Genomic DNA, 22,989 nt, shown 5'->3' on the forward strand with positions numbered 1-22,989 from the left:
TAATCTATAAAATCTCTATAAATTCACTAAAAATTCGCCCTTATATGTGCTTTATAGTTACTAATATACTCATCAATCTTTGGATTTTTAACTACATCATTACAAATAAAGCTAGGTAGCGCCTTCATACCGCAAAACTCCATTGCCTTATGCATAGCAAAGGTTACGCCATCGCACCCACGCCCTTCAAAAAACTCATTTTTGTCATTAAAGGCAGTAATTGGCGCATTCCAAGTGGTGCTTATCATGTATTTTTTATTTATAGCAAGTCCGCCTGTGCCATATCCGTGCTCAGGGTCGCTTGCGTGCCTGCCATCGCTTTTTAGCAGGTTTGCTGCTGCTGCCATGAAAACTTCATCAAGGTATTTTTTTACTATCCAAGGCTCACTCATCCACCAGCCAGGATATTGCCAGATTATCACGTCACTTTCTAGCACTTTTTTTACCTCAGTTTCTATGTCGTAGCCATCATCTATTTTGGTACGGATAACCTCATATCCCTTAGCCTCTAGCTCGCTACTTGCTACATCGCAAAGCAAGGTGCTTAGCTTGCCGCCACTACTACCAAAATTTTTACCACCATCTAAAATTAATACTTTCATTTTTGCTCCTTTATAGTTTTTATGAGTTTGGCTGGCACGCCTGCTACTATGCTCATAGGCGGCACATCCTTGCTCACCACAGCCCCAGCAGCCACCACGGCACCATCGCCTATGCTAACGCCGCCTAAAATCGTAGCATTTGAGCCTATCCACACATTTGCGCCGATTTTTATCGCCTCCATGTGTAAATCACCCCTATGCTCTGGCAACAAATCGTGATTTAGCGTAGCTAGCACGCAAGCATGCCCTATTAGCGTATTATCGCCTATATAAATTCCGCCTTGGTCTTGGAAATGACAAGCGCCATTTATAAATACATTTTTGCCAAGGTGAATATTTCTGCCAAAGTCGCTATAAAAGGGCAAAAACACTCGCAAACTTTCATTTTTAGGCTCTTTTGTAATTTTGGCAAAAAATTCTCTTATTTTTTCTTCACTGCGCCATTTTTTATTCATTTTAGCGCAGAGTTTGCGAGTTTTTGCGCTGATTTCGCACATGAGAGTAAACTCAGCACTTTTAGAGCTTAATTTGCCCCCAGAGTTTAGAAGTTCAAAAAGTCTAGCATTAAGTTCTTTTTTACTCATTTTCTAAGCCTAAAAGCTCTTTGGATCGATCACGAAGCGATATCTAGCTCTTTTTGCTACTACATCACGCCAAGCCTGATTTATCTGTTCGCCAGTGATTTTTACTATATTTGGGCGAACTCCAGCTTTAGCGCAAAACTCAGCCATTTCCGCAGTCTCTTTCATACCACCAATTAAACTAGCATTTAAATTTACTTTTGTGCTAGCTAGATTTAAGGTTTGGGTTTTTTGGCTGAAATTTATAGGCATACCAACTAGAGTGAAATTACCAAAAGGCTTAACCATCGCAATATATGGCTCCATCTCAAATTCATAAGGAATAGTGCTAAGCGCAAAATCAAATTTAGCCCTAAACGGTGCTAAATCATCGCTACTTTTTACTAGCACGGCTTTTGCGCCCCAGCTCTTTATATCTTTGATTTTACTCTTAGTAGTTGTAAATGCTGTTACCTCCGCACCCTTAGCAATAGCGATTTTAATCCCAAGATGCCCTAGGCCGCCAATACCGATGATCGCTACATTATCACCTTTTTTCATATATTTCATTATAGGCGAGTAGGTGGTGATTCCAGCGCACATTAGCGGTGCTGCCTCATCCCAGCTAAGCTCATTTGGGATATGGATAGCAAAATGCGAATTTACAACAAAATAATCGCTATATCCGCCCTGACTTATGCCAGTAGGCTCTTTAGGATATGGATGCCCGTAGGTAAAAATCGTATTTGGGCTGTATTGCTCCTCGCTCCCAGCCGTAGCGATATCTGTGTTATCTACCATGCAACCTACGCCTGCTCTATCACCGATTTTGAAGTTTTTGACATTTTTACCCACTTCACGCACTAGACCCACTATCTCATGACCGGGTACTTGTGGATAAATTTGCTTACCCCAATGCCCTAACTCTGTGTGTATATCGCTATGGCAGATACTAGTAGCCATCACTTCTATTAAGATATCATCATCACCAACAGCTCTACGCTCAAATCTCCATGGCCTTAGCTCACCACTCTCATCAAAAGCCGCCCAACCTTTACAAGCGATATTTGGCTTATTTGCTGCGCCAAAAATATTTGTACCAGCACCGATTGCTACGCCAGCAACGGCTGCTTTTGCTAGGAATTCCCTGCGCTCTTTGTTTTCGATTTCACTCATTTTTTGCTCCTTTAAAAAGATATGAAAAATTATAAAACATTACACCAAGTGTAAGTCAAGAGGTTTTGAAAAATTTTAGTAGAATTTCATTATTTTTAGCGTTAAGCATTCAATAAGAAAAAATAGTTTACAATAAAGAGTTTATTTATAAAAATTGGCTATTTTTATTTTGAAAGTAGAAATATGAAAGATATTTTAAATTATAAAAATTATTCTTATAACAATTTTTCATATTTACACGGTATGACAGCTTATTTAGCAATGTTTCCGCCTAATATTCCAAATTATTTAATAAATAATTTTTCACAAATAGGTGATTTAATTTTAGATCCATTTTCTGGCAGAGGAACAACTCCTTTTGAGGCTTGTAGGAACGGAAGAATTGGTATTGGGAATGATTTAAATCCATTAGCATTTTGCCTTACAAAAAGCAAAATTAATTTACCAAAAATTTCTAATATATTAAAAAGAATAAGCTTATTAAAGAATCTTTATTATGAGCAAGAAGAATATTATATTAATTCAGTAAATCTTATTGCTGAAGACATAAAGATGCTTTATGAGGAAACAACCACATTGCCTCAATTGTTTTTTTTGAAAAATACCTTAAATAGACATAGAAAAGTTGATAATTTTATACTGGCAGTTTTGACTGGAATAATGCATGGAAAACATAGAAAAGATGGAACATCTATTTATTGCAGTATTGATATGCCAAACACTTTTAGCATGTCACCAAACTACATAAAAAAATTTATTGAAACACATAGATTGCAAAAAATAAAGCAAAATGTTTTTGATCTATTGGCAGATAGAGTAAATAAACTTTTTAGAATAAAAAATTATGATGAATCTAGGATGAATGAATATTCTAAAGGTTATTGCTTTAATAAAGATGCTATAGAATGTAGTAATGCTATTTTAAAAAAATATGGCAAAAATAGCATTCAACTTATAGTGACATCGCCTCCGTATTTAAAAAATATAAACTATGGAAAATATAATTGGATTAGACTTTGGCTTTTAAATGAAGATGTAAAAAAAGTAGATACAGATGTAAGCATTTATCATCAAGCGCAAAAAATTAGGGGCATTAAAGACAATTTGCCATTTAAACAATATGCTATCTACATGCAAAATCTTTTTAATAGTTGGTATGATATATTAAAGCTAGGTTCCTATGCTTTTGTTGTAATAGGAGATGTTGAAAAACAAAATTTGGCTAATGATACTTGGAATTTTATCGAAAATAATGGGGGTTGTAAATTAAAGTATATAGATATAATAGCAGATAATATAGAGGAAAAATGTCTTAAAAAAGTTACAAGAATTTGGGGTAAGAAAAGTGGTAAAGCCACTAAAATAGATAGAATATTAATTTTGAAAAAGGAGATATAATGTCGATTGTAGATTCAATCAATAAAAATGTAAAAATAGGTTTTTTTGAAAGCATTAAACAGGATAAAAATTTTGTAGGTAAGCTATATGATTTAAACTATGAAATAGCAAATGTTTTGGTAAATGATTACCAAAAAAATAATGTTCATGGAATTCCACATGGATCTTTACTAATGGCTATTTATGATAATGAAAATACTAAAAATATAGAAGGAATTTTATTAAGAGTAATAGATGTAGCGGATATTCCACAGAAAAAAGAAATAGTTGCTAGCATGACAGATGGATTTATAGCCCAAAAAAATATTGAGGAAAATGCTAACCCTGACCCATATACTAAAAACTTTTATCAGTTTAGCGGATTGCGTTGTAGGACACTAGGAACTTTTTCTTATGATAAAGATAAGAAACTAGTCTTTGGAACTGATGTTGAGAATTTCTTAAGTCCGCATAATTATCAAGTATATAAACCAGAAAAAGAGCAATTAAAAATTATAGTGAATGAAAATGCTAAATTAAATAATGATGAGGCAACAGAAATTATTGGAGAACTTAGATATTCATCTAGTAAGTCCTATGATTTAGATGGTCTATATGCTCCAGAAGTATTGTTACGTACTAATGATATAGTAGCTAGAAGAACAGCATTTTTTGGTATGACGAGAACTGGAAAATCTAATACTATAAAGATTATAATAAGTGCAATACAAAAATTAAATAAACAAAGAAATGAAAAAATTGGGCAAATAATTTTTGATATAAATGGTGAATATACATTTAAAAATGAGCAAGATGATTGTTGTATATATGATAAATTTTCAAATAATGCTGTAAGATTTACTACTTCGCTAAAAAAAGCAAATGATTATGAAGATGTTAATATTATACAATACAATTTTTATAATGATGATACCTTAGAAGAATCATTTAACTTATTGTCAGATGAGGTTATGGGTGTTAAAAATGCAGATTATTTTTCAGCATTTTTTAACGTAAAATTATTTGAAGATATAGAAGATAGAAATTCAACAGAATATAGGAATCAGCAAAGAAAAAGAGCTTTGTATAAATGTATACTAAAAAAAGCAAATTTTGATGTTCCTAGTAATTACAAAATATATTTTTCAGGATTTACCGGTGGTCAGCCTGTAAATAGTGGTGGCTTAACAATAGATGAAGCAATTAAATATTTTGATAAAGTAGATTTAAATTCTATAGACGAAAAATACAAAAAAGATGAAGATTGGAATATTATGTTTAAAGTATTTAAAGGCACAAATGCTTCCGGTTTTAAAGCATTAATGAGACATAAATATTTACATTCACAATTTGGTAGAGAAGACTACAAGCAAAAGATAGATGCTTTATTAAGAGTAGGTAAAATAGTTTTGGTAGATTTATCTAATGCTTCTACAGAAACACAACAAAAATATATAGATAAGTTATGTACTTATATATTTAGTCATTCTATGGATAAATTTACAAATGGGGAAAAGCCAGAATATATACAAATGTATTTTGAGGAAGCTCATAATATTTTTCCAAAAGATGATAAAGATTTGAAAAATATATATAATCGTTTAGCAAAAGAAGGAGCAAAATTACAAATCGGCATAAGCTATTCTACACAAGAAGTAAGTTCAATTTCTCCTAGCATTTTAAAAAATACACAAAATTGGTTTATATCACATTTAAATAATAAAGAAGAAATTAAAAAACTTAATAGTTATTACGATTTTGAAGATTTTTCAAATAACATTTTGAGAAATAGCGATGTAGGTTTTGCTAGAGTAAAAACTTATTCTAATAATTTTATTATACCTGTACAAATAAATAAATTTGAAAAATAGGAAATTTTATGGGATATCTGGGAGAAAAAGCATCAAAATTCGCGCATCAGTATGTAATAGAAAGTCCTTTGGTAAAGAATTTTTTATCTCGTTGTGATAGAACAAGTGAAAAAACGCCAGAAAAAATTGATCAAAAGAATTTTGTAGTAGATATAGACTCTATAAAATCTGAGATATCAAATGAGTTAAATAGAGTTGTTACAGTAGATGCTGGGTATCAAGAAATTATTTTAGATGATAGTTATCCAACGAATAGATTATGTTATTATAGCATTGGAATTCTTTGCTTTTCAGTAAAAGATCTTGATAATTTAGAAGAACAGCACACAATTAACCCAAATGATGTAGGCAGGTTAAAAAATATAGATCGCTTTCATTTCGTATTGCCTGTGCAAAATATTAAATTAAAACAAAAAGATTTTATAACCACTATAAGAGAAACCATTTATCAATCTTTTAAAGACAATAAATTAGGTGGTGAAACAGAAGATTCTAGTAATTCGCTTTTAAATACGATAAAATGGCTAATATTTAAATCTTATGCAAATGGAGATGGAAGTATAGAAATTCGTTGCCCATCTTGCGGACACTCATCTCAATTTAAAAATAAAACCAATTTTTATGCTGATAGTAAAAATGATTTTACAGATTGCGATTGCGGAGAAAGAATTTATATAACCGATTGTTTTCAAATGTATGATTTGATAGATGAGATAAACGGATCTGGACCTATTATTTCATATGTAATGAGTGCTTTTGAAGTGGTGTTAATTTTTACTTTAATCAGATATGCTTTAGAAAATAATTCAAAATGGCTCAGCGAAACTCTTTTTATAAAAGATGGATCTTTGGCTTTATTTAGCAAATTGGATGATTTTTCATACAAGGTAATTAGACCTTTTTTGCAATTTATGTATGAAAAATCTAAAAATGAAAAAACAAGCTATATTAACTTAATAGGTCTCGAAAAAAGCGGAATGTTTATGGAACATTTAAGAAATACAGAAGCAACGATTAATGAAAATACTATACTTACTCCCAGTATTGATTATATAAAAAAGTTTATCACAGGAGATAACAAAACAAATTTTGGAGAAAGAACATATTTTGGCATAAAGTCTTTTGTTAAAAAGAATAAAGATTTAGCATTTGTGCTTGACATCTCTATACCTTTTGGCACAAATGCTCAATATGGAAAATATATAGAAAATCCAAATATAAATGATTGTTTAAACATTCAAAATATTTTACAATTATTATTTAAATTGAAGTGCAATATGTATGATAAATCATTTATTCCTATTGCAATTCTAAATAAACTCGTATCATTATCTAGCGTACCAGGCAAAAAAATATTGACTATGTTTACAAAAGATGAATTATTGTGACACTAAAAGCTATGATAGTATTGTAAAGTTATAGGTAATAATATTTTTTTGCTCATTAACTCTTTTTTTTAGAATCAAGCTGAGGAATGCTAAGGAATTCTAGAATTCCCTAAGCTATTTTTCTATCTTACAGATAGCCTTATTTTTGCATCACCTGTGCCTAGTAGCTTTTTTAGTTCATCTTTGCTTATGCCATCTAATTTGCCAAGGCGAGTTAAGAGCCATGAGTTTGTATCGTAGGCTAGCACAAAAGTTTGACCGCTATAAAGAATTATATCGCAAGGCTGCATTGTGATTTGCTCATCATTTCGTGGTAGTGGTGATGGAAGTTTGCCGCTTTTTTCAAAGCCACCATAATCACTAGCATTTATAATGATATCGCCTTTTTCTAGCTCTTTATATAGAGCCTTAGCCGAGCTATTTTCAGCCAAAACAGCCTTTAACTTTTGCTCTTTTATGGTAACAAAAATCTCCATTTTCTCTCCTAAAACAAAGCTAAAAAGACAAAAAAGCGATAAAATCACTCGCATTTTTTGCCACCTTTGGCGTGTGGGTCGCTTTTGGCTTTTATGGCAGTTTCGTAGAATTCAATTTTTTTATCCACGCAATCAAGCGCTGATTTTATCTCATCAAGCTCATTTAAAATTCTGCTTTTTTCTTCTTTTATCATCGCTAGGCGAATTTCTAGCGTGCTATCGCCTTTGATAGCTAAATTTATATACTCTCTAAGCCGTTTAACGCTCATACCCATTTTACGAAAACGCACAACCCATTCTACCCACTCTATATCGCTCTTGCTAAAATACCTAATACCGCTAGGGCTATGCTCAACCAAAGGAAAAAGCCCATTATCACACCAATAACGCAAAGTGCGTGGGCTTACGCCTGTTTTTTGTGAGACTTCTATGATTGTGTATGCCATTATTTGCTAGCCTCTATTACAGCGGCGGTGGCATTTAGTGAGCGTGGATAGCCTATAAGAGCGATATTTGCGTTGATTAGGGCGATTAATTTTTCTTTATTTAAACCTTGAAGAAAAATAGCTTTTGCGTGAGCTTTCATCTGTGCTGATGTATCTCCTTGAGCAGCTAAAAGAAAAAATGTGATAATCTCACGCTCGTCTAGGCTTAAAATCTCAGTTCTAGTGTAATAATCCCCAAAGCAATTTTGGCTTAAATACCTGCCGATTTGTGCGTAGTCGCCACTCATACTCTGCGTAGTAGCACTGCCAAAAAGCTCTATTTGTAAATTTTGCCCATTTTTAAGTCTATTTTCATCACTTTCTAGGGCAAAATCTGTGATTTTAACCCCTTTACGCTTATAAATTTCACTTGTAACAAAGATAAATTCCCTAATCCTAGCCATACCAAGATAAGCCGTGCTTTGGCGTAAAAGCTCCATTATCTCATCAGCTTTTAACTCACTTTTTTCTACTCTTTCTTGCCATAGTCTAACTGAACCAGATGCTATTATCGCAGCTAGATTACTAAGCTCAATTTGCCTAGGGCTAAGCCCAGCTTTTATACTGTCATTTTTACTACTTTTCTCAAAGTTTTCAAATATCGCTTTAAGCGTTGTATCTTCTATATCTGCACTCATCAAAACACCCCCAAACACCGCAAAAACAGCTAAAATCTTTTTCATTGAAGTTCTCTTAAAGCACTTTCAAACTCTTCGTCGCTTACTTTTTCTAGCCAAGTGGTTTTATTTGGCATTCCCATGACTGAAATGTGTGCCATTTGCGTGGTTTTGCCACCTGCGTGAAAATGTTTAGCGTCGCTATCTATTTTGATAATTGAGCCGGGCTGTGCTTTTATGGCTTTTTGCCCCTCTATTTTTACTACGCCCTCGCCACTTAGGATGATTAGCAGCTGACCCTTTTCGTGTGTGTGCCAATGCGTGCGAGAACAAGGCTCGAAAGTTACTAAACTAGCATTAGCACTTCTGCCACCCTGTGCATCATCAAAGGTATTTAGATAGGTAGTGCCGGTGAAGTATTTGCTATACGGATTTATCTCACCACGCTCAAATGGCAAATCCTGCGAAAAAGCCGCAGCAGCTGCGCTAAGAGTTAAAATAGTTTTTTTCATTTTGCTTCCTTTTTTAAAAGTTTAGCAAAAATTATAAAACATTACACCAAGTGTAAGTCAAGAAAATTTAGAAAAATGTTGTAAAAATATGATTAATTTTGCTAAAGTGTTGGCTTAAGCTAGTGGTCATAAATACGCAAAAGCTCTTAGAGATTATATGATATTTTAGCAAAGCATCACAGCGATAAAATCTTAAAAATAATAATAATTTGAGTTTAAAATAGCTTTTGGCTTCTGTGATAAAATTAGTGTAATTTTTATATCAAACATTGGTTTTATAAGTCATCTTTAATACACTTAAAGAGTGCTATATTAAGCTACAATCTATTTTTGCTGATTTTCATCTATATAATAAAATAATTTTAACTTAAAAATTTACTATTTATATAATTTTGGTTAAATTTAGCCAAAACTAAATTTAACCATAGAGAATTTATCTAGTTTTTTGTAAAGCCTTAGTTAGATAGCTCTCTGTGCTAGTAGAAATATCAATCATAGGATAAAGATAGAAAATTCCGTGCGAAGTAAAACCAGAATTTGTATTTGCCAACTCATTTTGACTTAACTCATCATAAAGCGCATACTCAGGTTCTACTAAAAATTCAATCAAACCAATACTATCAAAAAGTACTTCATTTGAGCCAAAAAGATTCAGCTCAAATGACTATTTAAATTTAAAAACCAAGGACGAATTAGAAGCACTTATAGCGAGGCAATGACTCTAATACAAACACAGTTTTGCCCTGGTGTCGGAGCAAACTCGCTACTTTCATCAATATCAACAATTTTAAAGCCATTTTGGATTAAATTTGCTTTAAATATATCTTGGTCTATAAATCGTCGGTAGTGACCATCGCTGATGAACTCACGCTTGCTAATGGCTTTGCCAATACCAAATTTACTATCATTTATACTTCTAGCCTCTACAACAAAAAGACCGCTAGACTTAAGTAAATTTTTGACATTTTTTATCAGCCCTTGCTCAGCGATATCATCAATAGCATGTAGCGTAAAACGGCTATAGCATATATCAAATTTATCTTTTAGGTTAAGTGGCGCAGTAAAATCAGCACAAATCCAGCTAGCTTTTTGGTTTTGTTTTTGCAAACTCTCAATAGCAATATGCGAACCATCGATAGCTACAACATCAATACCTTTAGCGTTAAAGTATAAAGAATCCCTACCATTACCACAGCCAAATTCGATCAAGCTTGCTTTGTTTTTATTGCGCAAAAAATTATCAAATATAAATTTAGCAAATTTGCTAGGCTCTTTAATCTCATCGTGTTCTAAGCTATAAAACTCATCCCAATATGCACTATCTCTAAGCATTACTCACCGCCCCAAAAGTATCACGCCCCAAGCTAGCACCGCCGTGCAAATAGATATAAATACAGCCGCACTCCCACAATCCTTAGCTACCTTAGCTAGTGGATGAAAATCAGGACTAACAAGATCTATACAAGCCTCAATAGCGCTATTTACGCACTCCATTGCAAGGATAAAAAGCAAGCTCATTCCAAGTATAATCTGCTCTATGCTACTAAGTGGCAAAAACCAAATAGCTATAAATAAAGGAGTAATAATAAATAACTCAATTTTAAATGAGCGCTCATTTTTCCACATTGCGGCTAATCCGCTAAGTGCGTAAATAGTATTACTATAAAAGTGATATTTAGGTTTCATTTAACTCCTTTTAGCGATACCCTTTCTTTTTAGCCCCGGCTAAAATCACCTTAACTTGCGGATCATAAAAGGCTTTGGTGCTGCTATTTGTATTATAATCATCGCCTTCATTCCAAGTTAGCAGATCTATATCTACTTTTTTGCCATTTTTATCTATTTTGAATTTAGCTTCTTTTACAAAATCATAAAGATAATAAGCAAAACTCAAGGCCGATATATTTCCGCTTTGAATGATTTGATTAATCTGAGCTATAATTATATCTTTTTTATCGTTTAAATCTTCTTTAGAGTAGTATGGAACATAATAGCTAGTATAATATCCACTTTGTTTAAACGGCTTTAAGGATTGGTAATTTGAGCTTTCTATAATCAAATTTGATTTATCAAATTTAATCTCATCGCAGATTTTATCTAGCTCTTTTAGGGCTTATTTTTCATTTTCTTTGGTTAGATTTTTAAAATCTAGCCAAATATGTGGGCTATGCCCCCCCCCATTTTGATTGTTAGTGATTTGAAGCATATCTTTTAAATTTAAACCAATGCTATATTTCTTGCCATCATGCCCAACATCAAAATAACCATCTATAAAATGCACATCAATCTCAAAATTTTGATAAATATTTTTAAAATCTGCCAATTTTTTTGGCTCATTTGTTCTATGTAGCCAAATTTTACTTGGTGAAGCAAATGGATAATCAATTTTTAACTCTTTATCATAATCTTTTCCAGAAAAAATTCTAATCCTATTAGCATCAAATTCATCGCTAAACAGACTCCTACTAAGATCCAAGTCATTGCTAAAAATACCCAAAATATCCATAAATCCATGTATAAAATCATCACTCATAAATGGCTTATTTTGGGCTTTTTGGATCTTTTGTATTAGTTGTGGATTGCTAGATTTAAATTTATCGCTTAGATATATCATAAATGGAATTTCAATCATATATCTAGATGCCATAGTGGAGGTATGCCCTTTAAACTCTCTAAAATCATATACTTCATCAGCATGATCGCTAATATAAAAGATAATCGCATTTTCATCTTTATAGAGTTTAAAAATTTCACTTACTACATAGTCATTATAGGCTATAGCATTGATATAGTTTAGCTTCTCTTTTAGCCCTTTATTGCTGATTTTATCACCATTTGGATAGATATCTAAATTGGCATTTTTAAGCTCATCCATATCAAAATATCTTACATTTTTGTTATTTTTATCAAATCTATTAGCGTAAGCCATATGTGTCCCCATAAGGTGAAATATATGAAATTCCCTATCAGCTTTGACTCTGTATTTGCTATACACTTCTAATAACTTTTCATCAAAATCATTTTTTAACTCAAGACTAGTGCCAACCCTAGTAAATTCTCTAATATCAGCCCTACTAGATATAACCTCAGGTATATTACCAAATACAGATACGGCTTCTTGATTGCTAAACCATTGTGTTTTATATCCGGCGATTTTCATTAAATCTATGATATTCATATGCTCATACCATTTGGAGCTTTGGCTATTTTCATAGTTACTAAATGTTAAAAGCTTAGCCAAGGCCGGATTAGTATGCGACTCAGGCGCAATGGTATCACTAAACTCAAAGAGATTGCCACTAGCTTTTAAAGCGTTTAAATTTGGCGTGGTATCAAGTTTAAATCCATATAAGCTTTGGTAGTTTCTTTGAGTTGATTCACTAATGATTAATACCACTTTTGGAATTTGGCTTTTTATAGTTAGGTTATAATCTTGTTTCATTTGTGTATCTAGGATTTTGGCTAACTTTTTAAATTCATTTAGATAGCTATTTTGCTCTGTGATTGTATCTTTGATAGTTACAAACCATCCACCAAGGATAAATTTATTAGGCTCTAGGTATCTTGTCCCTTTGGAGAAAATGACAATTGATATGATGAGAAAAAGAGCGAAATATATTTTAGGATTTAATGGTTTTGGGCTAAATTTTATAGGAAAATAGAAAAACAAAATAGAAACCCCAATAAACCCAAACACCGCCAAAGCTACATTAAAACTAAAATAGCTTTGCATAAACTCAATCGCCTCATTAGGCTCAGTAGAGAGAAAAGTATCAAAGAATATAGGATTTAAAATGTTTGAAAAATTCATAACCAAAAATATCTCAACAACACCGATAATAGCGTAGATAAAGACAAAGCTAAGTTCTAAAATATTTTTGAGTTTAACAGGCAAGAAGCTAAAAAGATAAAATAAGCAAAAAACTAATCCAAAAGTTTGATAAAATATCTTAATAAAGTGCTTTATACTCCCCCCCTATACTTAACTCTAGCAGAGACAAAAGCATAGCATTGATAATAGCAATATACCAAATTCTACGATTTAATATCACATTAAACCTCCTTAATGTGTGAAATTTTGAGCCAGAATTATATCTAAAATAAATTTAATATTACAACTAAATAATCATAAATTTAAGTTATAAATAAAATATATTTTATATTAAATTTGATAAAATAATGGGTCTAAAATCCCATAATTAGGCGGTCAAATGTCCTCTAAGCAACTATCTTTAAAAGCCCTTAGCGTGCCTATATTTTTTGAATTATTTTTGCGGTATTTATCGCTTATTATCAACACCTTAATGGTCGCAGCGCACTCAAATTTCTTAGTTGGTGCTATGGGTGCGGGTAATCAAATTTTAGATATTTTTATCACGATTTTTACCTTTTTAAGTATTGGTTGTTCTGTAGTTATAACTCAAGCTATCGGCGCTAGAGATAAAATTTTAGCCCGCAAAGCCATCCATCAAAGCCTATTTTTAAACTCTATTTTAGGCTTAATTTGTGCTGCTGGGATAGTGTGGCATGGTGAGTTGATTTTGGAGCTAATGAATGTCCCAAAAGAGCTAATGGCTCAAAGCTCAATCTATCTATATATGCTTGGAATTTGCCTATTTTTTGATGCGGTTGGGATAGTTTTAGCGTCGATAATTAGGGTTTATAATAGAGCTTATAGCGTTATGTTTGTTACTATTTTGATGGATGGAGTTACGCTTATTGGCAATTATTATGTATTAAATTTCACCCAAAGTGAGCTTTTTGGTGTTGGATTATCCACTATAATTGGCCGTGTGGTGGCTATAATTATTTTGATATTTATACTCATTTATATACTGAAATTTATACCTAAATTTAGCGAATTTATCAAGCTTGAAAGAGCCGTTATAAGCAAAATTATCAAAATTGGCGGCTGGGCAGCTGGGGAGAATCTACTTTGGATAGTCCAATACACAATCGCATTTGGTTTTGTCGCTAGTTTGGGCAAAGAGAATTTAAGCGTCCAAACTATTTATTTTCAAATTTCGCTATTTATAATGTTGATAGGTCAAGCAATCAGCGTGGCAAATGAGATTATAATTGGCAAATTAGTCGGCGCCAAAAAGCTACAAATAGCATATAAACACACTTGGCGAGCCTTGTATGTTAGCGTTTTGGCGTCATTTTTGGTAGCATTTGCTAGCTTTTTAGCCCAAGATGAGACAATGAACGCACTAAATTTAAATCCAAGCTTAAAAGAGCTGATGATACCGCTATTTACGCTATCAATCTTCCTTGAAGTAGTAAGGACATTTAATATCATAATGGTAAATTCACTTCGTGCTAGTGGCGATGCGAAATTTTGCTTTTTTAGTGGAGTGGTGTTTATGTTTGGGGTTTCGTTGCCTGTGGGATATATTTTATGTTTTAATTTTGGGCTTGGCATTTTGGGAGTTTGGATTGGATTTTGTGCTGATGAGGCGCTTCGTGGATTTGTAAATTCTTGGCGTTGGAAGAGCAAAAAGTGGCAAACCAAAGCCGTTGTATAAAATAAGATAAAAAATATATTAATTAAAATTAAACTAAATTTAGACGAAAAAAATGCGAATATTGAGCCTTTAAACCATCGTAAAATCGGAATTTAAGTTTATTTTTATTGACAAACAAATTAAATTTCATTACAATTTCATTTACATTTTTATCTTTTTGGGGAAGGAGGATAAAGTGCAAAGTAGTAGTAAAAACTCTACATTTATGTGGTTTTTAGTTGTTGTAGTTATCATTATCGTAGCTGCTGGATATACTTTTTACAATGCTAAAGGTATGTCGTATTTTAGCGATGATAGTGCCGCCTGTAATAACTGCCATGTCATGAATGATGTATATGCTAGTTGGCGTAAAAGCGCCCACTCAAGAGAGATAAACGGCAAGCCAATAGCAAGCTGTAATGACTGCCATTTGCCTAATGAATTTGTAGATAAATGGATAGCCAAAGCCCAAAGTGGCGTATCTCACGCTTATGCATTTACCTTTAAGCTAGATGATTTACCGCAAAATTTCACTGCAACTAAAATGAGTAAAAATATGGTTCAAGCAAACTGCGTTCGCTGCCACTCTCAAATGGTATCAGTAGTGGTAAATCCAACAACAAAGATAAATCATGCTAATGAACAGCTAAGCTGTGTTAAATGTCACGCTAGTGTAGGCCACACTCGTGGATTTTAGGCTGATTTATGAACTTTGGCAACAAAGTAAATTTAATTTCACAGAAAGGATATAGAGTATGAAAAAGGCTCTTTTGGCGATATTAGCCATTATTGTTTTGATCGGCTTTGTTTTATTTAACAAAGACATCTCAAGCAAAAAAGCTCAGCCTGATATGGCTGGTGCAGTCTCTAAAGATGTGGTGACTATGAGTGATGATGATCCACGCTTTAATGTCTGGGGTAAAAATTTCCCTGAACATATGGATATGTATCAAACAGTCGAAACCGAAGCACCGTTTGAGACTGAATTTGGCGGTAATCACTCTTATTCTAAATTGATTAGATATCCGCAACTTACAATTTTATGGGCGGGATATCCATTTTCAATAGATGCAAATGAAGAGCGTGGCCACTTCTGGATTCAAGTAGATCAAATGGATACAGCAAGAAACAATAAAGATTTCTTAAATTCACATGGTTTTGCTGCTTTTAATGGTCAGCCAGCTGCTTGTATGAATTGTCATAGTGGTTGGACAAAATGGCTAGAAAATAACGCTGCTTTGGGTGATACTCCTCGTGAAAAATGGGTTTCATTTAATAGTGCTAAATACTGGACAATGGTCAAAAATATACCAGCATTAGAAGGCATCACAGAAAATAGCCCAGAACACAGCGGCCCTCACGGCGGTAAAAGAATGGGTGTTGCCTGTGCTGATTGCCATGTACCAAATACAATGGAACTTCGTGTAACTCGTACAGCTCTAATTAACGCTTTGACAAAATGGAGAGGCTATGAGCCAGATCCTGTAACAGGTGTGAAAGCTACTAGAAGTGAGATGAGAAGCTTAGTTTGTGCGCAATGCCATGTTGAGTACTATTTCCGCCCAACAGGTGAAAAAGTCAAAACTATCGGTGAATCAATCGCTAGTGATACAGATAAAAAATGGTGGAACGGCACTCAAAAAACTTATGATGAATTCGATAGCTGGAGAGATGGCAACAAAGCTACTGAAATTGAAGTTGCAGGTATTGAGCTAGTATTCCCATGGAAACAATGGGGCAAAAATAAACCATTTAGAATTGAGATGTTTGATGAGTATTATGACGAGAATGTAACTCGCTCTATATTCCCACAAGATTGGGCTCACAAAATTACAAAAGCACCAATGCTAAAAATCCAACACCCAGAAACAGAGCTATACTCAAGCTCAGTTCACGCAGCAAATGGTGTAAGTTGTGCTGATTGCCACATGCCATATGTAAGAAAAGGCTCAAGCAAAGTGACAAATCACAATGTTACTTCTCCGCTTAAAGATATTAACGCTGCTTGTAAAAGCTGCCACACTCAAAGCGAAGAGTATTTAAAAGCGCAAATTCAAGATATCCAAAGATCAATCGCATTTGACCTAAGATCAGTAGAATACGCTACAGTAAGCCTAATCAACGATATCAAAAATATGCGTGATAGACTAGCTGCACTTCCTGAGTTCCAAACAGATGGAAAAGCAGATGACAAAAAAATCTCTGCAGTATTAAAAGAGGTTTTAGAACTACACAGAAAAGGCCAAATGAGAGGCGACTTCGTAGGTGCTGAAAACTCAACTGGTTTCCACAGTCCAAGAGAAGCTAGTAGAATGCTACTTCAAGCGCTAGAAATGGCTAGAATGGGTCAAACTAAACTAGCTGAAATAGCGCTACAATACGGATTTAGCGATTTTAAAACTAGCAATTTAGGTTTTGAAGATATCCAAAAGTTAAATCCAGGTGAAATTCGCTACAAAGTAGATCTAAACGACGCTCGCCAAAGCACAGCTAAAGGTCATAAAGCTGGTGATAGATATTATGAACATGATAATATCAATGATGGCCCAAATGCGAAACTTTTAGAGCTAGACAAAAACAACAAACCTTATAATCATAAGGTACTTGACTAATCTATAAGCTAGATAGGGCGGGGCTTAGGCTCCGCCTCTTATATTTATAAATCAAATTTCATTCTATTAAATCTAATAATCATAATACAACTATTATCACTTTTTATATTAATAAAAAAGAATTTATATGTTCATAATTTTGATAATTAATATTATTATAAGTCTTCTTTAGCTACTATTTTGCAATTAAATCAACAAAAGGAAAAATAGATGAAAAAATTACTTTTAACTGCGGCTTTTGCTTGTATGGCTTTAGCTAATGAGATAAATTTATATAGTGGCAAAGGTCTAGATCCAAAACTTGCTAATATGTTTGAATCCCAAACGGGAATTAAAATAAATATCATAAAAGATAAAGAACAAATGGCTAAAATGAACGCACCAGACTCTAAGGCTGATCTATTTATGGGTATGGATGTAAGTACATTTGCCAAATTACAAAATGATAGCAAGCTTGCTCCAGCTAAATCTAAAATTATAGATAGTATCGTTCCAGCAAATTTAAAAGATGAAAATAATGAATGGATAGGGTTATCTAAAAGAGCTAGAGTAATTGTCTATAACAAAAAGGCAATTGATCCAAAACTAATCCAAAATTACGAAGATTTAGCAAAACCAGAGCTAAAAGGCAAGCTATTAATGCGAACATCAAATGTCTCATTTAATAGATCCTTACTAGCTTTTATCATTGCAAATGATGGCGAAGATAAAGCCAAAGAGTGGGCCAAAGGCACTCTAAATAACCTAGCTAGAGATCCAAAAGGCGGCGATAGAGAACAGGCTCGTGGCGTATATGAAGGAATTGGAGCAGTAGGCGTGATGAATAGCTACTATATTATCACGCTACTAAATTCTAAAAAGCAAAGCGATCAAGAAACGGCCAAGAGTCTAGGCGTAATATTCCCTAATCAAGATGGCCGTGGAACGCATATTAATATCACTGGAATCGCTCTTTTAAAATCTAGCCAAAACAAAGACGCAGCAATTAAATTTATCGAATTTATGCTAAGCAAAGAGGCTCAAGAGATTTTAGTATCTACAAGCCACGAATACCCAGTAAATAAAGATGCCAAACCAAGTAAAGAGATTGCAGCATTAGGCAAATTCAAAGAAGATAGCATATCGCTTAATAAAGTTGCTAATGAGCTAGAAAACGCACAAAAAATCTATAAAGAACTAGGTTGGAAGTAATCTAACACCATTAAAAGCATTATACTAGTAAGCTGTGGTGATTTTATATTTTTATGGTGCAACTAGCCACGGCTAAAGCCTTGCTTTGTGGAATTTGTTTTAAATTTGCTTTTTTATTATATTTAGTAATTCCACAAGGCAAACCCATTATATCCTATTTTTTTTAAGATCTTTTTTATGATTTAAATTTGGCATATCATTAAATAGGTGTAACAATCTTACGCCATTACACAAAATGCCTCAAAAATTAAAATTTGGAATGCTATTTGCTTAATAAGCCAAAATTAAAATAAATTCTAACACAAAGGATAAATTATGATGGGAGCATTATGGTCTGGAGTTACTGGTCTTCAGGCACACCAAGTAGCGATGGATGTCGAAGGTAACAACATCGCCAATGTAAATACCGTAGGCTTTAAATACTCTCGTGCGAGTTTTGCTGATCTATTTAGCCAAACTCAAAAGGTAGCCACCGCCCCACAAGGCGACCTAGGTGGTAAAAACTCTATGCAAATTGGCCTAGGCTCCACGGTTAATACAGTTACTAAAATCTTTAAACAAGGTACAATCCAAACTACTGATAAACAAAGCGATATGGCTATCCAAGGCGATGGGTTTTTTGTCGTATCAGCTGATGGTGGCAAGACCTATATGTATACTAGAAATGGCGACTTCAGCCTAGACTCTAAAGGTAATTTCGTAGATCGTAACGGCTATGTAGTCCAAGGCTGGATGAGAAACGAAGATACCGGCACCATCGATCCTACTAGCCCATTAAGCAATATCATAATAGAACCTGGTATGGCTATGGAGGCTAATCCTACTAGTGAGCTAGCTATAATAGCCAATCTAAACTCAGGCTCAAACATCGGAGCTAAAAACTCACCTATCTATACTCTAGACCATTATAATGATTTTTTAGATGCTAATGGTAATGGTCTATGGGAAGATGGCGAAACTAAGAATCCAAATGACCTAAGCAACAACACCTACTACATAAACTCAAATAAAGAAGTAGCAGTAAAAGAAGCCGGCGTAGACCTAGGTGTAGTATTTAACGGCTCAGGTGAAGGGCTAAACCTAAGAGAGGGCCAAGGTATATGGGTTAGCTACGCTGATGCAAAGGCTACATTTGGCGAACTTCCAAATAATGCTGGGCAAGGCACTAACAAATATAAGCTACATATCTCAATCAACGGTATAGAGATACCAGCTACTGAGTTAACTAAGATGGATGAAGTAGTTAAAAAGATAAATGACTATACGCCTCAAACTGGAGTTATAGCTACTTTAAATGGTGATAAAGGAATTCAGCTAACAAATACAAATAACCAAGGCACTACCGATGCTACTAAAAATATCAAGATTAAAAAGCTAGAAGACGATACCACATCTATCCGGACAACTAGCGTAATCACAGCCTATAAGTATACCTACTCTTCAGGCGCTGGAAAGACTGCTGATCATAATTACAATGACGGAGCTGCTAGAGTGGTAAAGACTACAGAGGATCTAAGGCGTGCTATGCAAACAGATGCTAGAGAGTATGTCAATTATAGTGGCTCTAATGTCTCAAATGCCGTAAATGGTGCAACATATATCACAAATAAAATATTAGGCATTATTGACGCAGCCGGAAATGTACAAACAGCTAAACAAAATGTACGAAATCAAATACAAAGAGCATTACAAGACGGACAAGCTACATTTAATGGTTTTAAAAATAATGGTGCCATAACAGAACCGATTTCTGAAGCTGCAGTAGGCGTAATGGTAAGTATATTAAATTCATCAGATCAAATAATGCAAAATCAGCAAATCACCACTATAAATGATCTAAAAGAAGCTATAAGAGAGTTAGTAACTAATGACAAATTGGCTGAATTCGCCTCAAGAGAGTGGGATTCTCCACTAGATGCTGATGGTGATGGTAACTTTAATAACAATACTGCAAATGATTTGCCTGCCCCAGAAGCAGATGGTTCTCATGCTAATGGCACATATAGAGATATAAACCTAAATGATGGTGTGCAAGTAACTGTAAATGAAAAAGGACAATTTGTCTTTAGAAATCCAGCTGGTGATGCAAGCTACGGCCAAAATGATGGACACACTATAGTCAATCAAAATCAACAAGGTGGCACAAAGGTAGAAGATAGCGCAGATGCCTACACTGATACCAATGGTCAAAAGAAAACCCCAGCAAATGCAGACACATACACCAACGACTACGCTATGCAAATAGCAGTAAGCGGCTATAGTAATGCAGCTCAAAATGTAAATGAAAACTCAGCTCTAGCTGATGTATTTAAGGCTCTTGGCGGGAGTCTGGCCACAGGTACAGGTGAAAAGGTATCGAGCAACCTAACAATGTCTAGCCATGCAGCTACCACTGAGATATATGATAGCCTAGGGTCTAAGCATGAGATTAAATTTGAGTGGAGAAAGGTAAGCTACAGTCCAGAAAATGGAACCGAGTGGTCAGTCCTAATCCAAGTCCCAGAACCAGGTGTACTAAATACTGATGGTAGCGGATTTTCTAATGTAGTATCTGGTTCAGCTAGATTTAATAATGATGGAACCTTGCTAGGATTTACACCTACTACTTTATCATTTACGGCAAATAACGGCTCAGCACCAGGACAAGGTATAGAGCTAAACTTTGGTAAAATCGGTGACTCTAATGGCCTAAGAAGTAACGACAACCCAAGCGCTACTGATAATATAATCCAAGATGGCTATACTGCTGGTAACCTAGTAGGTACTAGAATTGATGAGGCTGGTACTATCATAGGTAGCTTTAGCAATGGTAGAAGCTTTGGACTAGCACAAGTAAGCCTAGCAGTCTTTAGTAATAACGAAGGCTTAGAGAGTAGATCTGGAAATATCTTTAGTCAGACTGCCAATAGTGGCGATCCTATCTTTGGCGCAGCTGGAACTAGCAGGCGTGGGACTATTACAGCAAGTGCTTTAGAGATGAGTAACGTGGATTTAAGTAGGGCGCTAACTCAGCTAATCGTAGTCCAAAGAGGCTACCAAGCCAACTCTAAAACAATAACCACAAGCGACCAGATGCTTACTAGCTTATTACAAATCAAACAGTAGGCTTGATAACATTGCGGGGTTTCCCCGCTTTTATCGATATAGAGCTTTTGCTAAATATTTAGCAATATTTTGAGTTTAAACCCTTACTACGCTAAAATTAACCTAATTCATTGGAAATCATTATACCGCAATTGAAATCAAAAATAATCAAAAAACTAATAAAGTATGATAAAAAGGGAATTGAAACGAATTATAAAAGATTGATTGAAACTTAAAAAAGCTTAATTGGTGGAGTTAAGCACAGCCAAAGCAAAAAGCGACTTAAAAAGAAGATTTAACATATTTATCCTTAAGAAGTGAATTTTGGGTATTATTTTACAATTTTAAATACAATATTTGGTTAAATTTGGCTTTCTTGCGGCGAGGTTGATTAAAATTCGCCGCAAAAAATGGCGGCGGATTAAGCTAGATTGCTTATTGGTTCATCATTTATATAGGATTTTAAGATATCTTTTAGCTTTGTATCTAGCTCTTGGGGTTCTATGATTTTGATATATGGGATCCAAGCTTTTATAATGTTTAATAGCTCATCATCAAAAGCAAACTCTACATCTAGCAAAATTCCGTTTTCATCATCTTTGATTAATTTGTAGCTTTTAAATACTTGCTTACGCTCAAAATACTCCCTAGCCTTGGGCAAAACTAGGATTTTAGCGTTTTTTAGGCTAGTGCTAAACCATTTGAGATTATTAGATTCTATCCGCTTTAAAAATGTATTTGAGGGGGTAAAGTGCTGGTCTAGTGGCTTGTAGCTTTTGATTTTAGATAGGGTAAAGTGCTTTAATTTGGCCTTTTCATCACCTAGGAGATACCAGACGCCAGCTGTATTTATGAGCTTATAGGGCTTGATGGTGCGCTGTGAGTCATTGTAGTAAAAGCTGATCACGCAGTGCTCTAAAATAGCATCGCTTAGGAGTTCAAATAGATCTTTTAACTCTTTGGAGTCTTGCTTTGGTTCGCTTGATACGATAAGGCTTTTAGAGATTGTGGTGCTTAGTATATCAGCTATCATTGGGGTGTCTAGCTTGGGGTATAGATCGGCTACACCGCTTCTTTTAGCGAAGGTTTTGATATCCCCAAAGCTTAGCAATCCATCTTCGTATTCTGTGCGTGAGATATAGTATTTTCCATCTTTGCCTTTTTGTATATCTACGGCGCAATACTCTTTTAAGCGTGCTATGTCTCTTTGTAAGGTTCGCAAACTAAGATTAAACTCACTGCAAAGCTCGCTAGGATTTAGCCCTTGACCCAGATATAGCATTTTGAGCATTATCATGAGTCTGCGGATCATATTTTCGCCATTTGAGCCATTGGAATTCATCGGCCGCCTTTGAGTTTGCCTATGAGTTTATCTATGAAATTTCCGCTAGAAGGGATCATTATTGTATTGCATTTTGGGCAGGAATAAAAATTTATCACACAGCCAGCGGTGATCACCTTTTTCTTGCCACATTTTGGGCATTTTAGGGTTTGGATATGTGGGACAAAGCCGTTCATTTTCTCTCCTTTT

At 34.3% G+C, this 22,989-nt stretch carries 22 protein-coding genes; 8 read left to right on the forward strand and 14 right to left on the reverse strand.

The window, feature by feature from the left end:
* Positions 1 to 26: 26 nt before the first annotated feature.
* The 3 genes from CIGN_RS00835 to CIGN_RS00845 are packed head-to-tail and all read right to left on the reverse strand — an operon-like array spanning position 27 to position 2,338.
* On the reverse strand, positions 27 to 602 hold the full coding sequence (locus CIGN_RS00835; protein WP_086301975.1) for an NAD(P)H-dependent oxidoreductase: 576 nt from the start codon (positions 600 to 602) through the stop codon (positions 27 to 29).
* Positions 599 to 1,186: a DapH/DapD/GlmU-related protein gene (locus CIGN_RS08435; protein ID WP_086235123.1), complete on the reverse strand. Its 588-nt coding sequence runs from the start codon at positions 1,184 to 1,186 to the stop codon at positions 599 to 601. Before CIGN_RS08435 ends, CIGN_RS00835 begins: the two co-directional genes overlap by 4 nt.
* 9 nt (positions 1,187 to 1,195) lie before the next feature.
* Positions 1,196 to 2,338: an NAD(P)-dependent alcohol dehydrogenase gene (locus CIGN_RS00845; RefSeq protein ID WP_086301976.1), complete on the reverse strand. Its 1,143-nt coding sequence runs from the start codon at positions 2,336 to 2,338 to the stop codon at positions 1,196 to 1,198.
* 183 nt (positions 2,339 to 2,521) lie between these two features.
* On the opposite strand from CIGN_RS00845, the gene CIGN_RS00850 reads away from it, so the two are divergent.
* From CIGN_RS00850 to CIGN_RS00860, 3 genes are read left to right on the forward strand one after another with little or no spacing between them, the layout of a single operon-like run.
* Positions 2,522 to 3,736, forward strand: coding sequence for a DNA methyltransferase (locus CIGN_RS00850; RefSeq protein ID WP_086253187.1), 1,215 nt, complete (start codon positions 2,522 to 2,524; stop codon positions 3,734 to 3,736).
* The gene (locus CIGN_RS00855) at positions 3,736 to 5,586 is read left to right on the forward strand and encodes an ATP-binding protein (RefSeq protein ID WP_086301977.1); all 1,851 of its coding nucleotides are present in this window, start codon (positions 3,736 to 3,738) and stop codon (positions 5,584 to 5,586) included. Before CIGN_RS00850 ends, CIGN_RS00855 begins: the two co-directional genes overlap by 1 nt.
* A gap of 8 nt (positions 5,587 to 5,594) precedes the next feature.
* Complete coding sequence (locus tag CIGN_RS00860) at positions 5,595 to 6,974, forward strand: DNA double-strand break repair nuclease NurA (protein ID WP_086301978.1); 1,380 nt, start codon at positions 5,595 to 5,597, stop codon at positions 6,972 to 6,974.
* Between the two features lie 122 nt (positions 6,975 to 7,096).
* Here the strand turns inward: CIGN_RS00860 and CIGN_RS00865 are convergent, their stop codons facing one another.
* From CIGN_RS00865 to CIGN_RS00900, 9 genes are all read right to left on the reverse strand, one after another.
* Positions 7,097 to 7,450 (reverse strand): cyclophilin-like fold protein, encoded by a 354-nt coding sequence (locus tag CIGN_RS00865; protein ID WP_086303184.1) that lies wholly within the window; start codon positions 7,448 to 7,450, stop codon positions 7,097 to 7,099.
* A 44-nt stretch (positions 7,451 to 7,494) separates the two neighbouring features.
* Positions 7,495 to 7,896, reverse strand: coding sequence for a MerR family transcriptional regulator (locus tag CIGN_RS00870; RefSeq protein WP_086301979.1), 402 nt, complete (start codon positions 7,894 to 7,896; stop codon positions 7,495 to 7,497).
* A complete protein-coding gene (locus CIGN_RS00875) occupies positions 7,896 to 8,618 on the reverse strand; it encodes a carboxymuconolactone decarboxylase family protein (protein ID WP_086301980.1) in 723 nt (240 codons plus the stop codon). Before CIGN_RS00875 ends, CIGN_RS00870 begins: the two co-directional genes overlap by 1 nt.
* Positions 8,615 to 9,064 carry a cupin domain-containing protein gene (locus CIGN_RS00880; protein WP_086243996.1) on the reverse strand — a complete coding sequence of 150 codons (450 nt, stop codon included), beginning with the start codon at positions 9,062 to 9,064 and terminating at the stop codon, positions 8,615 to 8,617. The genes CIGN_RS00875 and CIGN_RS00880 overlap by 4 nt, the downstream gene beginning before the upstream one ends.
* A gap of 433 nt (positions 9,065 to 9,497) precedes the next feature.
* The gene (locus CIGN_RS08140) at positions 9,498 to 9,674 is read right to left on the reverse strand and encodes a hypothetical protein (RefSeq protein WP_181892507.1); all 177 of its coding nucleotides are present in this window, start codon (positions 9,672 to 9,674) and stop codon (positions 9,498 to 9,500) included.
* A 92-nt stretch (positions 9,675 to 9,766) separates the two neighbouring features.
* Positions 9,767 to 10,396 (reverse strand): class I SAM-dependent methyltransferase, encoded by a 630-nt coding sequence (locus CIGN_RS00885; RefSeq protein WP_086301981.1) that lies wholly within the window; start codon positions 10,394 to 10,396, stop codon positions 9,767 to 9,769.
* Positions 10,397 to 10,399: 3 nt separating this feature from the next.
* Positions 10,400 to 10,750: a diacylglycerol kinase gene (locus CIGN_RS00890; protein WP_086301982.1), complete on the reverse strand. Its 351-nt coding sequence runs from the start codon at positions 10,748 to 10,750 to the stop codon at positions 10,400 to 10,402.
* Positions 10,751 to 10,760: 10 nt separating this feature from the next.
* Complete coding sequence (locus tag CIGN_RS00895) at positions 10,761 to 11,123, reverse strand: hypothetical protein (RefSeq protein WP_086301983.1); 363 nt, start codon at positions 11,121 to 11,123, stop codon at positions 10,761 to 10,763.
* A gap of 54 nt (positions 11,124 to 11,177) precedes the next feature.
* Complete coding sequence (locus CIGN_RS00900; protein ID WP_086301984.1) at positions 11,178 to 12,959, reverse strand: phosphoethanolamine transferase; 1,782 nt, start codon at positions 12,957 to 12,959, stop codon at positions 11,178 to 11,180.
* Between the two features lie 316 nt (positions 12,960 to 13,275).
* Between CIGN_RS00900 and CIGN_RS00905 the strand changes: the two genes are divergently transcribed.
* The 5 genes from CIGN_RS00905 to CIGN_RS00925 all read left to right on the forward strand — a co-directional run bounded on the left by CIGN_RS00905 (position 13,276) and on the right by CIGN_RS00925 (position 21,479).
* Positions 13,276 to 14,592: an MATE family efflux transporter gene (locus tag CIGN_RS00905; RefSeq protein ID WP_086235117.1), complete on the forward strand. Its 1,317-nt coding sequence runs from the start codon at positions 13,276 to 13,278 to the stop codon at positions 14,590 to 14,592.
* A 205-nt stretch (positions 14,593 to 14,797) separates the two neighbouring features.
* Positions 14,798 to 15,268: a cytochrome c nitrite reductase small subunit gene (gene nrfH, locus CIGN_RS00910; protein ID WP_086303185.1), complete on the forward strand. Its 471-nt coding sequence runs from the start codon at positions 14,798 to 14,800 to the stop codon at positions 15,266 to 15,268.
* Positions 15,269 to 15,326: 58 nt separating this feature from the next.
* Positions 15,327 to 17,183 carry an ammonia-forming cytochrome c nitrite reductase subunit c552 gene (locus CIGN_RS00915; RefSeq protein ID WP_086301985.1) on the forward strand — a complete coding sequence of 619 codons (1,857 nt, stop codon included), beginning with the start codon at positions 15,327 to 15,329 and terminating at the stop codon, positions 17,181 to 17,183.
* Positions 17,184 to 17,393: 210 nt separating this feature from the next.
* Positions 17,394 to 18,374 carry an extracellular solute-binding protein gene (locus CIGN_RS00920; protein ID WP_086301986.1) on the forward strand — a complete coding sequence of 327 codons (981 nt, stop codon included), beginning with the start codon at positions 17,394 to 17,396 and terminating at the stop codon, positions 18,372 to 18,374.
* A gap of 315 nt (positions 18,375 to 18,689) precedes the next feature.
* Positions 18,690 to 21,479, forward strand: coding sequence for a flagellar hook-basal body complex protein (locus CIGN_RS00925; protein ID WP_181892508.1), 2,790 nt, complete (start codon positions 18,690 to 18,692; stop codon positions 21,477 to 21,479).
* 400 nt (positions 21,480 to 21,879) lie between these two features.
* Here CIGN_RS00925 and CIGN_RS00930 read toward each other — a convergent pair whose 3' ends face one another.
* A complete protein-coding gene (locus CIGN_RS00930; RefSeq protein ID WP_086301987.1) occupies positions 21,880 to 22,800 on the reverse strand; it encodes a helix-turn-helix transcriptional regulator in 921 nt (306 codons plus the stop codon).
* Positions 22,797 to 22,976, reverse strand: coding sequence for a hypothetical protein (locus CIGN_RS00935; protein WP_086224945.1), 180 nt, complete (start codon positions 22,974 to 22,976; stop codon positions 22,797 to 22,799). Before CIGN_RS00935 ends, CIGN_RS00930 begins: the two co-directional genes overlap by 4 nt.
* Positions 22,977 to 22,989 lie beyond the last annotated feature (13 nt).

It is taken from the genome of Campylobacter devanensis, assembly GCF_002139915.1.
GTDB lineage: Bacteria > Campylobacterota > Campylobacteria > Campylobacterales > Campylobacteraceae > Campylobacter > Campylobacter devanensis.

Bases quoted from the DNA above. Each gene is read 5' to 3' on its own strand.
- CIGN_RS00905 (WP_086235117.1), top strand. From the start codon at position 13,276: ATGTCCTCTAAGCAACTATCTTTAAAAGCCCTTAGCGTGCCTATATTT.
- CIGN_RS08435 (WP_086235123.1), bottom strand. From the start codon at position 1,186: ATGAGTAAAAAAGAACTTAATGCTAGACTTTTTGAACTTCTAAACTCT.
- CIGN_RS00835 (WP_086301975.1), bottom strand. From the start codon at position 602: ATGAAAGTATTAATTTTAGATGGTGGTAAAAATTTTGGTAGTAGTGGC.
- CIGN_RS00885 (WP_086301981.1), bottom strand. From the start codon at position 10,396: ATGCTTAGAGATAGTGCATATTGGGATGAGTTTTATAGCTTAGAACAC.
- CIGN_RS00920 (WP_086301986.1), top strand. From the start codon at position 17,394: ATGAAAAAATTACTTTTAACTGCGGCTTTTGCTTGTATGGCTTTAGCT.
- CIGN_RS00935 (WP_086224945.1), bottom strand. From the start codon at position 22,976: ATGAACGGCTTTGTCCCACATATCCAAACCCTAAAATGCCCAAAATGT.
- CIGN_RS00925 (WP_181892508.1), top strand. From the start codon at position 18,690: ATGATGGGAGCATTATGGTCTGGAGTTACTGGTCTTCAGGCACACCAA.
- CIGN_RS00930 (WP_086301987.1), bottom strand. From the start codon at position 22,800: ATGAATTCCAATGGCTCAAATGGCGAAAATATGATCCGCAGACTCATG.
- CIGN_RS00915 (WP_086301985.1), top strand. From the start codon at position 15,327: ATGAAAAAGGCTCTTTTGGCGATATTAGCCATTATTGTTTTGATCGGC.
- CIGN_RS00870 (WP_086301979.1), bottom strand. From the start codon at position 7,896: ATGGCATACACAATCATAGAAGTCTCACAAAAAACAGGCGTAAGCCCA.
- CIGN_RS00865 (WP_086303184.1), bottom strand. From the start codon at position 7,450: ATGGAGATTTTTGTTACCATAAAAGAGCAAAAGTTAAAGGCTGTTTTG.
- CIGN_RS00880 (WP_086243996.1), bottom strand. From the start codon at position 9,064: ATGAAAAAAACTATTTTAACTCTTAGCGCAGCTGCTGCGGCTTTTTCG.
- CIGN_RS00875 (WP_086301980.1), bottom strand. From the start codon at position 8,618: ATGAAAAAGATTTTAGCTGTTTTTGCGGTGTTTGGGGGTGTTTTGATG.
- CIGN_RS00890 (WP_086301982.1), bottom strand. From the start codon at position 10,750: ATGAAACCTAAATATCACTTTTATAGTAATACTATTTACGCACTTAGC.
- nrfH (WP_086303185.1), top strand. From the start codon at position 14,798: ATGTGGTTTTTAGTTGTTGTAGTTATCATTATCGTAGCTGCTGGATAT.
- CIGN_RS00855 (WP_086301977.1), top strand. From the start codon at position 3,736: ATGTCGATTGTAGATTCAATCAATAAAAATGTAAAAATAGGTTTTTTT.
- CIGN_RS00860 (WP_086301978.1), top strand. From the start codon at position 5,595: ATGGGATATCTGGGAGAAAAAGCATCAAAATTCGCGCATCAGTATGTA.
- CIGN_RS00845 (WP_086301976.1), bottom strand. From the start codon at position 2,338: ATGAGTGAAATCGAAAACAAAGAGCGCAGGGAATTCCTAGCAAAAGCA.
- CIGN_RS00850 (WP_086253187.1), top strand. From the start codon at position 2,522: ATGAAAGATATTTTAAATTATAAAAATTATTCTTATAACAATTTTTCA.